Raw genomic sequence first — 14,320 nt, forward strand, 5'->3', positions numbered from 1 at the left:
CCGTCGCCCCAACGTCCGCAAACCCCACCGGGTTGTCCGAGGCGTCCGCGTCCGTGATCGTCAGCGTCCCGCTGGCCGTCAGCGTCCCGTCCTCGGCCACCGTGCCCGTCACCACGCCGCCCAGCACCGGCGCGTCATTGAGGGCAGTCACCCCTATCGACGAGACAACTCCTAAGCTTGTGGTGTCCAAACCGCCACTACCCACCCCCCCGCTATCCCTCAGCTGGGTGATCGTGAACGTCCGGCCCCCCTCCGTCGGCGAATCGACGTTGGTGTTCTGATACTGCAGCCCGTTCACCAGGGCCGACATGACGCTGGGCGAAACTCCCGCGGGCTTGCTCAGCACGATGGTGGCGGTGCCGCCACCGCCGAGGGTCACGGTGTAGCCGAAGCCGTTGGTGGCCGTGGTGCCGCTGCCGGTGGCGCCCAGGGAGATCTGGGTGCCGTCGATGTACAGCGTCTCGCCGCTGCCGTCCTGCAGGCCGGTGGCCGTCAGCGTCAGCTCGATGATGTTCTGGCCGCTCTCGACGGTGGACGTCACCGCGCCCGTGAACAGGTTGACCGCCGCGCCCTGGCTGCTGCCGGTGCCTTCGGTGAAGGTGCCGCCGCTGCCGCCCACGGTCAGCGTCGGCGCGTCGTTCACCGGCGTGACCGTGACCGTGCTGTCCAGCGCCGCGCTGGTGTTGCCATCCGCATCGGTGACCGTGAAGCGGATGGTGCGGCTGGCACCGGACGGGTCGTCGCTGTTGTTGTGGAAGGTGACCGAGCGCAGCACGGCCTGGTACTCGGCGAGGCTTCCCGTGCCGGAGAGCACCAGCTCGCCGGTCGATGCATCGAAGCTCCCGCTGATGGCACCGACGGCCGTGAAGTCCAGGACATCCTGACCCTGCACATACCCCGACGCGATGCGGATAACGGCGCCGTCGATGTCGGTGCCGTCATTGTCCGAGAGCGTGAGCACGCCGTTGACGACCTGGGGTCCCTGGCCTTCGATGAAGGCCAGCGTGCTACCGCCCGCCAGCACCGGCGGGTAGCTGTCGTAGGTGGCCAGCGTGAGCGTGCGCTCGGTGGTGTCGGTGTTCGCGCCGCCGGTGGAAGTATCCCCGTCGTCCCGCACCAGGAACTTGAAGCTGGCTGAGCCGGCCGAGGCGCCCGCCGTGTAGACCAGCTTGCCAGCCGCCAGGTCGGCGGCGGAGACCACCAGCGGGCTGCCGAGGGTCGCGGTGACCGCGACGCCATCGAAGGTCAGCGTGCCGCCCGCGAGCACCGAAGTGATGAGCACCGCGTCGAAAGCGTCGGCCGGGCTGTCGCCGGGGTCGCTGAAACCGAAATCCGCCGCGGTCAGCGGCCGGGCTTCGGCGACCAGCAGCGTGATGGTGCCGCTCGTGCCGACCGGCGCGTCGGCCACGGACGTCACCGTGATCGCCGCCGTCGCCGTCGCACTCGAGAACGCCGTCGTGCCGCCGTTGTTGGCGCCGCCGGTATCGGCCGTGCCGCCATTGCTGCCGCTGGTGCGATCCCAGGCGCGGAAGGTCACCGCCGGGTCGACCAGGCCGTTCAAGTCGGCACCCGGCCGGTAGTACAGGCGCGAGTTGCCGTCCGCCGCCAGCAGCAGCGCGGCCGCCTCGCCGGGCGCCGAGCCGACCTGCATCCAGCTCAGGCCGTTGTTGGTCGTGTAGTACCAGGTGCCGCCCTCCACCCCGGTGCCTCCCAGCGCGGTGATGGCGATGCCCTTCAGGGCCCCCGCGCCATCCACGTCGCTCTGGCCGGCCACGAGGTCGGCCACCGACGTGCCCACGGCGCCGCTGGGCGCGCCCGCGTCCTCCAGCACGCTGTCCAGCGAGAGCCCGGGCACGTCCGCGAGCGCCGGCGCGTCGTTGCGCGCGGCGACGGTGATGGACAGGTTGACGGTCGAGCTGTTGTTGGGCGTGGGCTCGTCGTCCTGCAGCACCACGCTGACCGTGCGGGTGGCTGTGCTCGGCGCGTTGCTCGTGTTCTGGTAGGTGACCGAGCGCAGCACCTGCTGCCACTCGACCTTGCTGGCCACGCCCGTCAGCGTGAGCGTTCCCGTGCCGGCGTCGAAGCTGCCGCCGATGTTCGCCGTGCCGGTGAAGGCCAGCAGGTCCTGGCCGTTGGCGTAGCCGCCGGTGATCGTGATGGTCGCCTGCTTCAGGCTGGCCGAATCGTCGTCGCTGACCGTCACCAGCGGCAGGATGCCGACCGCACCGTCATCCTCGGTATAGGCCGTGTTGCCGGCGCTGCCGAGCACCGGCGGGTCGCCGGCCGTGACCGAGATGCCCATCGTCCGGCCGACCGGATCGGTATCGACGCCGCCGTCCGCCGTGCCGCCGCTGTCGCGCACCTGGAAGCTGAACGACGAGGAAGCCGGCGTGCCCCCCGCGGTGAACCGCAGGTTGTTGCCGCTCATGTCGACGAAGTCGCCCACCACCACCGCGACCCAGCCCGACCCGTCCCACCGCTCCAGGGTGCCGCCCGCCGGAAGCGACCCGATCACCACGCCGGCGAAGCCATGGCCCTCGAGCGGGTCGCTGAAGCCGAACTCCGCCGGGCCGAACACGTGCTGGGTGCCCTGCTTGAGGGAGAACGCGTTGTCCGTGCCCGAAGGCGAGTCGTTCACCGGTGTCACGGTGATCGTGATCGCCGCACTGTCGCCCTGCTGCGGGCCGCCGGTCCCGGTGTTGCCGCCGTCGTTGAGCGTGTACACCACCGTTCGATCGGCGGTGGAGGGCGCATCCGAGACGTTGCTGTACGCGATCGCGCGCGCCAGCGCCTGGGTGGCGGCCACGCTCGCGCCGGCCGTCAGGTTGATGCGCAGCGACTGGCCGCCGACGCCATCGAGCGTGGCGTCGATGCTGCCGATGACGTTGCCTTCGTAGGTGATCGTGCTGCCGACCACGCCGATCTGGCCCGCTCCGGTGCCCGCATGCAGCACCGTGAGGCGATCCTCGGCGCCGCTGCCGGACGTGAAAGCCACCTGCAGCCAGCCGCCACCGAAGGTGAACGGAAGGTCCGGGTCCGCGATCACGATGCCCGTGTCGATCGCGGTCGGGGCCTGGTTCTCCACGTACGCCAGCCCACCGCCGGGCGCGGAGAGGGTCGGCGCATCGTTCTCGCGATCGACCGTGATGGTCGCGGTGACGACGTTGGAGTCCTGCGTGCCGTCGTTGACGATGAAGGAGATGAAGCGCTCGACCGTGTCCGGCGCGTCGCTCTGGTTGATGTAGGTGACGGCGCGGAAGGCCGCTTCCCACTGCGCGTGCGTGGCCGTGCCGCCGGCCGACGTGAGGTTCAGGATGCCGTTGACCTCGTCCCAGCTCGCCGTGATGTTGCCGTAGAGCGCGGGATCGTCATTGGTGAAGGCGAGCACGTCTTCGCCGGAGACGAAGCCCAGGCTCATGATCACCTGGCCCGACTCCAGCGTCGCGTTGTCGACGTCGAACACCGAGATGTTCGGGTTCACCACCTGCGGCACGGGCGGCGTCTGCTCCTCGTACACCAGGTTGTTGCCGCCCGACAGCGTGGGCGCCTCCTGGCTGCCCACGTTGAACAGCATGGCCCGCTCGGTGGTATCCAGGTCCACCCCGGCGTCCGCCGTGCCGCCGCTGTCCTGCACCTTGAACTTGAAGAAACCCAGGCCCAGCCCGGTTTCGCCGGGCGCGGCGGCGAACTTCAGCTTCCCGGCAGCGATATCGGCGGCCGAGACGAACTCGCCGGCGCCCACGGCCACCCAGCCCGAGCCCGTGTCCCGCAGCAGCGTGCCGGCGCCGGCGGCCGGCGCGACGGTGACCTGCACGGCCAGGAAGCCGTGGCCGGCACCCGGATCGTCCGGGTCGCTGAAGCCGAATTCGGCCAGGCCGAAGACGTGCTCGCCGTTCTTGGCGACCCAGATGACGTTGTCGGTGCCGACCGGCGCGTCGTTGACCGCCGTCACGCTCACGTCGATCACGTCGGTCGCCGCCGAGAAGGGGCTGCTGCCGCCGTTCACCGAGGCGTCGAAGCGGCCGCCGTTCACGCCGGCGCTGCGGTCCCAGGCACGGAAGGTCACGGCACCGGGCATGGCGCCGTTGAAGTGGTCGGCCGGGCGGAAGTACAGGCGGTTGCCGGCCTCCGCCGAAAGCAGCAGCACCGAGCCGTCGCTCGGCGCGGCCGTGATCTCGACCCAGCTGGCCCCGTTGTCGCTGGTGAAGTACCAGCGGCCGTGCGTGAAGTCCAGGCCGGTGATCGCCACGCCCTGCTGCGTACCGTCCACGTCGGTCTGCTGCCCGGCGACCAGGCTGGAGATGGCGATCCCCACCGCGCTGCCCGCGGGCGCGCCCGCGTCCTCCATCACGTCCAACGAGTGGCCGACCGGACTGAGCACGGGCGCGTCGTTCACGGCCGTGACCAGGACCGTGCCGGTGCGCACGTTGCTGCTGTCGGTGCCGTCCGTCACCTCGAAGGTGACGGTGCGCGGCGCCGTCGATGGGTCCTCGCTGGTGTTCGAGTACGTGATGGACCGCAGCGCGGCCTGGTAGTCGGCCACGCTGGCCACGCCGCTCAGCGTCAGCACGCCGGTCGCCGCGTTCCAGCTGCCGGTGATGCCACTCTGGTTGGTGAAGACCAGCTGGTCCTCGCCCGGCGTGAACCCCACGCTGATGCGGACGGTGGCGCCGGCCATCTGCGCGTCGTCCAGGTCCGACAGCGTGAGGGCGGAGTCCACCACCACGGCCGCGCCGTTCTCGGTGTAGCCCAACGGGGCCGACACGCCGCCCAGTACCGGGGCGTCGTTCACCGGCTGGACCGTCACCGTGGCCGTGACGGTGTTGGAGTTGCCCGAACCGTCGTTGACCGTGTAGCTGATGGTCCTGGCGGCGGCGGCCGGATCTTCGCTGCTGTTGCGGTAGGCGACCGCGCGCAGCGCAGCCTGCCACTCCTCGGGCGTGGCAGTCGCGCTGGCCGAGGTGAGCGTCAGCACGCCCGTCGCGGCATCGAAGCTGGCTGCGATGTTGCCCATGGTGCCGTCGTTGACGAACGACAGCACGTCCTGCGACGCCACGTGGCCCGCCGTGATGCTGACCGTGGCGCTGGCCAGCCCTTCGCTGTCCAGGTCGGCCACGGTGATCGATCCGTCGATCGGCGCCGCCGCCCCGTTCTCCACGTAATCCAGGTTTCCGCCACCGCCGCCGAGCACCGGCAGGTCGTTGGCCGGCGTGACGTTGACCGTGGCGGACAGCGTGTTGGAGGTCTCGGTCCCGTCGCTCACCTGGTAGCGGATGGCGCGCGGCGTCGCGGACGGGTTGTCGCTGCCGTTGGCGTAGGTGATGGACCGCAGTGCCGCCTGGTAGTCGGCCAGGCTGGCCGTGCCGGTCAGGGTCAGCACGCCGGCGACGGCGTCCCAGCTGCCGCTGATGCCGTTCTGGTCGACGAAGCCGAGCACGTCCTGGCCGGCGACGAAGTTCTGGATCCAGACCGTGGCCGATTGCAGGTTCGTTGAATCCAGGTCCGTCAAGCCCAGCGACGCGCTGATCGGCACCGGCGCGCCGTTCTCGGCATAGCCCACCGTGCCGCCGTTGGCGAGCACGGGGGCGTCGTTGACCGAGACCACCGCGACCGTGCTGCTGGCCACCACGTTGGAGGCACCGTCGGCGCCGCCGTCGTCGACCTGGAAGCTGATCGTGCGGCCGGCAGTGACCGGGTCCTGGCTGGCGTTGCGGTACAGCACCGACCGTAGCGCCGCCTGGTAGTTGGCGACCGACGAGCTCCCCGACAGGGTGAGCACCCCGGTTCCCGCGTCGTAGCTGCCGGTGATGCCGTTCTGGTCGGTGAAGACCAGAACGTCCTGGCCCGGCTGGAAACCGCCGGTGATGGACACCGTCGCACCCGAGAGATTGGCGTTGTCGGCATCCGAGAGGGTGATCACCGTGTTCACGGCCACCCCGGCGGCATCCTCGACGTAGGTCGCGGTCGTCGCATCGGACGCGACGATCGGGCTGTCGTTGGCGCCAACCACGTTCACGGTGAGCGTGCGGCTGTCCGAGCCGCCCGCGCCGTCGGAGACGGTGAAGCTGAAGTTCTCGCTCGGGTTGGCGCCGGCCTGCACCGCGTTGATGGCGGCGTCGTTGGGCACGAAGCTGTACGCACCCGTGGCGCTGTTCAGGTACAGCGTCCCGTAGGTGCCCACCCGCTCCACGTCCATGCCCGTCGGCGCGCCGGCACCGGCGGGCACGCCGCCCGCGATGCCGTAGATCGCATCCGGCCCGTCCGCGTCGGCGGCGGTCAGCACGCCCGTGACGGCGAAGAAATCCTGCGGAGCCTGGTTGTCGTTGAACGTCAGCGGGCTGGGCGCCGACAGCGTGGGCGCGTCGTTGACCGCGGTCACGTTGATGGTGCTGGCCAGCGGGTTGGACAGGCTGCCGTAGGCGGATCCGTCGCTGACCTGGAAGACCACGGTGCGCGCGGTCGTGTCGGGGTGGTCGCTGGTGTTCGCGTAACGGATGCTGCGCAGCGCCGCCTGGTAGTCCGCCACGGTGGCGGAGCCGCTCAACGTGAGCACGCCCGTGACGGCATCGAAGCTGCCGGTGATGCCGTTCTGGTCGGTGAAGGACAGCACGTCCTGGCCGGCCACGAAGTTCGCGATGCGGACGGTGGCGCCCGCCAGGCTGCTGCTGTCGCTGTCGGCGATCGTCAGCGATCCGCTGATGACCGCGGCCGGGTCGTTCTCGACGTAGTCGAGCGTCGCCGGGATCGACAGCACGGGCGGGCTCGTGCTCGCCGCCGCCGCACCGATGTTGATCGTGGTGGCGAGCGTGCCGGAGTTGGCCGTGCCGTCGTTCACCACGAAGTTGACCGTGCGCACCGTCGTGTCGGCGCCGCTGGCGTTGAACGTCACGGCCCGCAGCGCGGCTTCCCATTCGGCCAGCGTTGCGGTGGCGCCAAGCGAGCGCAAGGTCAGCACCGAGCCGGGGCTGCCCACCAGCTCGATGTTGCCCATGGTCGCGGCATTGATCGCGATGTCGAGCGTGTCGCCCGCCTGCGGGTTGGCCAGCGTGATGGTGGCAGTGGCGTTGTTGCCGGCCGTGGCGTCGTCCAGCCCCCCCTCGAGATCCGACAGGCGGATCCAGGGGTTGATCGGCGCCGGGCTGCCGGGGGTGTAGTCCAGCGAATCCGCGCTGCTGGTGAGCGTCGGCAGGTCGTTGAGGCCCGCGACGGTGAGGGTGCTGCCCACGGCAGCGCTCCAGTTGCCCTGGGCATCGTTGGTGAGCACCTGGACAGCGAAAGTTCGTGTCGCGGTATCCGGGCTCTCGCTGCTGTTGCTGTAGGTGACCGCCTTGATCGCGGCAGCCATCTGCGCGTTGGTGAAGCCGCTCGCCCGGAAGAGCGTCAGCGTCCCTCCGCTGTAGGTGACCGTGATCGTCCCCGCACCCATGGTGGTGGTGTTGTGGGTGAAGGACAGCAGATCCTGGCCGGGGACGAAGTTGGCCGTGATCCCGATGACGGCCGTGGTGTAGGTCGTGCCCGCCGAGAGGCTCACCGAGGCGTCGACCAGCGCCACGGCGGCCCCTCCCTCCGTGAACGCCTTCGCAGAAATATTGGTATTGGTCCAGGTGGGCGTCGTGAACCCGTTGTTCGTGATGGTGATCGTGGCTGACGATGAAGTGTTCGTCAGGGGATCGCCACTGTCGTCGCGCACCGTGAAGCTGATAGTGCCGGTCTTGCCGGCGCCGTTATGCGCCACGAAACGGAGACGGCCAAGTGCGATGTCTTCGTACGTGACCTCGGTGCCGGCCGTGTAGTTGCTGAAGTTGACGCCATCGCTGCTGTATTGCAGGAACCCGTCGCCAGAAGGCTGGGCAATCACGGCGTGAGGCTTGGAGTCGACGTCGTTGAACGGGAAGTCCGCCACGGTGAACACATAGGTGCCGCCCTTGCTCGTGCTGATCGTGCGGCCGGCGGTGGTGGGCGTGTCATTGACCGGTGCGACCGTGATGGTCGTCAGCGCCTCTCCCGACAGGTTGGAAACGGCCTGCCCGTCGTCCACCTGGAAACTGACGGTCCGGGCGCCAGCGGTCGGCGCTTGGGTATTGCTGTTCGCGTAGGTGATCGATCGCAGTGCGTCCTGGTAATTGGCGACGGACGCCGATCCCGTGAGCGTCAGCACCCCGGTGGTGGCGTCCCAGTTGCCGGTGATGCCGTTCTGGTCGGTGAACGCGAGGACGTCCTCGCCCGCCACGTAGCCGCTGATCCGCACCACGGCGCCGGCCAGCGTGCTGCCGTTGTCCGTGATGGTCAGCGCGTCGTTGACCGCGGTAGCCGAGTCGCCTTCGTTGAAGGTCCAGGCGTTCGCGCCGCCCAGCACCGGCGCTTCGTTGTACAGGAAGGTGTCAATCGACTGGCTGGCCAGCAGGTTCGAACTCGCCGCGCCGTCGTTCACGCGGAACGTCAGCGTGCGCGTGGCGGTACCGGGGTTGCCCGTGTTGTCGAAGGTGACCGAGCGCAGCGCCGCCTGCCACTCAGCCAGTATGGCCGTGCCGCCCGCCGAGCTCAGGCTCAGGACACCCGTCGCAGCGTCGTAGCTGCCCGTGATGTTGCCCATGGTCGACCCGTCGTTGCTGAACGAGAGTCGATCGTTGGCATCGCGGTTGGCGCTGATGCTGACGGTCGCGGTCGACAGCGTGGCGTTGTCCAGGTCGGAGACGAGCAGCGAACCGTTGACCACCAGCGGCGCGCCGCCCTGGACGTAGGCCAGGTCCACGGCCGGGCTGGTGAGCACCGGCGCGTCGTTCACCGCCGCCACGGTGACCGAACTGGACAGCGCTTCGGAGAACTCCACCCCGTCGCTGACGCTCCAGCTGATCGCGCGGGTCGCCGTCGAGAGGCTGTCGCTGCTGTTCGAGTAGGTGATCGAGCGCAGCGCCGCTTCCCAGTTGGCGCGCGTGGCCGACCCGCTGAGGGTCAGCACGCCGGTGGCGCTGTTGTAGACGCCGGTGATGCCGTTCTGGTCGGTGAAGTTCAGGACGTCCTGGCCGGGCGCGAAGTTGCCGCTGATGCGCACGATGGCGCCCGTCATGTTGGCCGAGTCCGGATCGGTGATCGACAGCGCGCCATGCAGCACGACGCCGGTGCCGTTCTCCACATAGGCCGCCGTCGGCGAGCCGCCACCCAACACAGGGGCCACGTTGAAGATGCCGACCTCCAGCGTCAGCACGTTCGACGTCGGGTCCGTGTCGACGCCGCCGTTGGCGGTGCCGCCGCTGTCGCGCACCTGGAAGCCGAAGCTGGCGGTGGCCGTCCCCGCGGGCGTGTACAGCAGTTCCCCGCTGGCCAGTTGCGCCGCCGTGACGAAGGTGACGCCGGCGACCACCGGCGAACCGTTCAGGGTCAGGGTGCCGGTCGCCGGCAGGCTGGTGATCAGCACGCCCGCCAATGCATGCGCGCCGCCGTCGGTGGCATCGCTGAACCCGAAATCCGCCGCCGCGAAGGCGTACGACGCCCCCTGCAGGATGGTGAGCGTGCGATCGGCGCCGGCAGGTGCATCGTTGACCGCCGTCACGGTCACCGTGCTGGTGAGCGGGTCGGAGTCGTTGATGCCGTCGGTGACCGTGAAGCGGACGGTGCGGTCGGCCGTGCCCGGCGCGTCGCTGGCATTGCGGTAGCTGACGCTGCGCAGCGCGGCCTGGTAGGCCGCGACCGAAGCCGTGCCGCTGAGCGTGAGCACGCCGGTGGCGGCGTCGTAGCTGCCCACGATGCCCGACTGGTTGGTGAAGGCCAGCACGTCCTGGCCCGCCACGAAGCCGCCGGTGATGGCGACGCTCGCGCCGGTCAGCATGGCGTTGTCGACGTCCGACAGCGTGATGGCCGTGTGGATCGCCGTCCCGGCTCCGTTCTCGACGTAGCCCGCAGTGGGGTTGCCTCCGCCCAGGGCCGGCGGCGCGTTCAGGGTGACGACGCGCACGGTGGACGCCAGCGCGAGGTTGGCCGTGTTGCGGTCGGGCAGCGTGCTGGATCCGCTGTCCTGCAACTGGGTGACGGTCACCGTGCGGTTGCCGCCGATCGGCGCGACCGCGTTGTTCGAGTAGGTGATGCCTTCGACCAGCGCCTTGGCGCCGGCCGGGGTCAGCGACAGCCCGCTGACGGTGACGGTGGCCGTGTTGCCGGAAACCACCACCGCGTACGTCACGCCGCCCACCGTGAGCGAGCCCGACGCCAGCCCGATGTCCTGGCCGTTGATCGACAGCACCTCGGAGGCGCCGTTGCGGACGTTGCCGACGGCCAGCACCAGCGCGCTGATGGCCTGGCCGGCTTCGATGGTGTCGAACGTGGCGTCGGCGAAGAGCGCGACGGGCGCCCCACCCTGGTTGAAGGTCGGGTTGCCGACCGTCAGCGTCAGCGTGGGCGCGTCGTCGACCGGAATGACATCGATGGCCAGGGTGGCGACCACGCTGTCGTCGCCCGCGCTGGACGCGACGAAGCTGAGGGTGCGCACCTGCGACGAGGGCGTCTCGCTGGTGTTGCGGTAGGTCACGGAGCGAAGCGCCGCCTGGTACTGCGCCAGCGAGGCGCTGCCCGTCAGGGTCAGCGTGCCGGTGACGGCGTCGAAGCTGCCGGTGATGCCCCCCTGGTCCACGAAGGCCAGCAGGTCCTGGCTGGGCTGGTAGTTGCCGGTGATCTGCACCGTCGCGCCTTCCAGCGTCGCCGGCCCGGACAGCGACAACAGCGGCGCCACGGCCGTGGCGGGGTCGTTCTCGACGTAGCCGAGGTCGGCCAGGCCGGAGATGCCCGGCACGGGACCGCGGATGTCCAGCGTCAGGACATCGGTGTCCTGGATGGGGACGCCGTTGATCGAGGCCTTGCCATCCGTCGTCTCCATGGTCACGGAGCCGGCGCCCTCGTAGCCGGCATCCGCCATGAAGCTCAGGGTGGCCAGTGCTGCGTTCAGCTGGGCCTGCGTCCCGGTGACCTGGACGATCGTGTCGTCGGTTCCGTCGCCGGCCGTGAACGTCAATCCGGTCACGGTGCCCAGGCTCAGCGTGCCCTGGGTCGCCGTGAGCGTGACCGTCAGCGTCGGGCTGTCCGAGTCGGCGACACCCGCCGCAATCGCCATCGGCAGGTTGTTGCCACCGGAGAGCAGCGCCGGCAGCGTGTTCACCGGCGCCATGTCGATGACCAAGTCCTTCTGGCCGCCCAGCGAGCTGGCGCTGCCCGGCGCCGGCAGCGCCAAGTTGGCGTTGTTGCCGGCCGAGTCCTTGATGCTCCCGCCGTTCAGCGTGAGCGAGCCGGCGCCCACGTAGTCCAGGTCGGGCGTGCTGTCGCCCGGCTGGATGGCGTACGAGAAGATCAGCGTGTCGGCGCCCGAGCCGCTGACGTAGTTGACCGTGCGGGTGACGCCGCCGGCCAGCTGCAACTGCAGCTGCGGCGTGCCGGTCACGTAGACCTGCTCGGAGAAGCGCACCGTCACGAAGATGGTGTCGCCCTGGATCCAGGTGCCATCCAGGTTGGCGGCCGACACGCCCGAAACCGTCGGCGCGACCGTGTCGACGCCGGTCTTGAAGTTCAGCGGATAGGCGCTGCTCACCCCCTGGTTCAGCGGCTCCATCCCGGCGTAGCGGTTGCCCGAGCCGTCCTGCAGGGCGGTGCCCTCGATCACCACGTAGTAGTCGGTGTTCTGGTCCAGGTCCGAGACCGGATTGATGGTGAGCGTCTTGCCGTCCGCGCTGTAGCCGACCTGCTTGGTGTCGGCGGAGCTGATGCGCGCCTCCAGCGCGCCGTCGGAGCTGCGCCGGATCTCGATGTAGCCGTTGTCCGGGAAGACCGCTTCGCTGAAGTTCAGCACCAGGTTGCTGGTGACGCTGACGTTGGTGGCGTTGTCGGCCGGGCTGGCCGTGCTGCCGTCCGAGCGGGTCAGCGCGGAGGACACCAGCGTCGGCGGCGTGCCGTCATTGAGCTGGTTGGAGCCGGTCGTGAAGTTCCACTTGTAGGTGGCGCCCGGGTCGGTGTCGTTGACGCCGGCCGGCGCGCCACCGGTCATCAGGGGGGCGCCGCCGGTGCTGTCCAGCGCCACGAAGGTATTGCCGGCCAGGTCCTGGAAGGCCGTTGCGCTGATCTCGACGTAGTACGCGGTTCCGGCGGCCAGGTCGAAGATGGGGTTGACCGAGACGGTGTTGCCGGAGAAGCGCACCTGGTCGCGGTCGTTGACGTCGATCTGGCGCACGATCGCGCCGGTGCCCGCGTGGCGGATGTAGATGTAGCCGGTCCCCGGCTGCACCGCCTCGCTGAAGCGCATGAACAGGTTGGCGTTCGGCGCGATCCCGGTGGCGCCGTCGGCCGGCGTGATGCCGGTGCGCAGGTCCAGTTCGGGACGGGTGTTGTCCGGCTCGGCGACGATGCTGACCAGCAGGTCCTGCGTGTCCAGGCCGCCTTTGGCCTGGGTGGCGCCCGCGTCGGAGTAATCGCGCACGCCGACCGTGACCTCGTAGCGGCCGTCGCCGTCGGCGTCGGTCGGCGCGGTCACGCTGGGTGTGAACGAGGGATGCAGGCTCAGCACCCCCGTGATCGCATCGATGGTGAACTTGCCGGCGTCCGCCCCGCCGGTGATCTCGTAGCGCAGCGTGTCGCTGCCGTCGGGATCCCGGGACGTGATGGTGGCAACCTGCGTCGCGCTGGCGGCGACGGTGTAGCTGGCCGTCTGGCCACCGCCGCCGCTGGTGATGATGGGCGGCGAGTTGGAGGCGCTGACGACGGGCGAGTACGCGCCCAGCTGCTCCCAGGTGAGCGTGGACTTATTGGCGCCGATCACGCCCCCGATGTCCCCGTTGAGCGAGTTGTCCTGGGTGGCGGTCGCGAGGATGAACCGCAGCGGCGAGAACCGGTCGATCGCGATGCCCTCGGCCGGGTTGCCGGTGACGTTGGTGCGAGCCAGTTCGGCCTTCAGGTCGGCGAAGCTGATGCGGAACGAGACGAAGTAGTCGAGCTTGCCGCCCTGGTCGATGTCGGTGTTCCCGTCCCAGGATTCGGGCGGCTCGCTTCCGGCGCCCACGGCCGTGAACGCGTAGTTGGACGCATCCAGGGTGTAGATGCGGCCCGGCGCCGCCGTGTAGCTGGTGGTGCTGGGCGACTGGTTCAGCCCGGCGCCCGGGTTGTACAGGCCGACGGTGGCACCCTGCTTGTCGTCGGCGATCAGGAAGATGTCGACGTCGCCGTTGAGGTCGGCGTCGATGCCGATGATCCCGTAGGCCCCGAAGCGCCCCTGGCTGTTCGGTCCGCTGACGCGGAAGCGGAACATGATGCCGTCGTCCGCCTCGCTGTCGGTGCCGCCGTCGTCGTAGGCATAGAACAGCGTCGGGTGGATGTGGTCGCCGACCACGTCGGTGCTGGCCGCGGCGGCCTGCATGTCGCCCGCGGGGTCCTGCCGGCTGCCATACAGCAGCGGGGTCCAGCCGGTGTTGCCGGCCAGGTCGATGGTCGGGAGCACCGCGCCGTAGGCGCGGCCGTCGGCGTCCGACAGGAACGGCAAGGCCGTGACGGCACCCGTGCTGTACTCGAACAGCCAGTTGCCGTTGCGTGCCGCCCCGCCGGTGGCGTCGCGGGAGGCCGCCACGTCGGCGCCGGTGAGCTGGCCCAGCCGGTCCACGTAGCGCTCGCCGACGGCCGTGGACGCGACATCGCAACCGTACAGCAACAGGTCGCCCGAGGCGGTGAGGCTGGCGCCGATGGCAGCGAGGTCGGCCGCGCGGCCTTCCAGTTGCGCGGCATCGAGGTTGGTGCTGCCCAGGCGGACGAAGCCGGGGGCGCCGTGGCTGACGATGTGCAGCACGTCGGCCGGCCGGCCGTCGGCGGCCAGGGCCTGCCGGATCTGGGCCAGCCCGTCGGCCGACGGGTCCAGCACCAGCACCTGCATGCCGGGACGGGCCTGGCTGGCCAGGGTGGAGGCGTCCGGCACGCGGCCGTCGATGATCAGCCACTCCACCGGGGCCGGCGCGCCGGTTGCGACGGGGGCCTCGCCCGCCGTCGCGAGCGCCAGTTGGGCCAGTGCCGCGAGGTCGGGGTGCAGGTCGGCGGGAAGGTCGGCGTGGGCAGCGGCGTCGGTGGCCTGGGCCACCTGGGCGGCATCCAGGGCCTTGGGCAGGGCCGCGGCGGTATCGACCAGCGCCCCGTCGAACAGGACGCGCGGTTCCAGGGCCAGAAGCCGGCTGCGCCGCTTCTTCGGCACCTTCTTCGACATGCTTACACTCCTCTCGGGGACCGGCCGATCCCCGGCGCTGATCTTGCAATACGCCGCAACGCACGGCAACGTTTTGAAACAATTATCCGACAGGTGAACCGA

General features: G+C 69.9%; 1 protein-coding gene. It reads right to left on the reverse strand.

What is annotated here, in order from left to right; translation table 11 throughout:
* Positions 1–14,218: DUF4347 domain-containing protein (locus tag VEC03_RS12060; protein WP_324915503.1), on the reverse strand; the 14,218-nt coding region annotated here is incomplete at its 3' end.
* Positions 14,219–14,320 lie beyond the last annotated feature (102 nt).

Source organism: Ramlibacter sp. (assembly GCF_035627355.1).
Lineage (GTDB): Bacteria > Pseudomonadota > Gammaproteobacteria > Burkholderiales > Burkholderiaceae_C > Ramlibacter.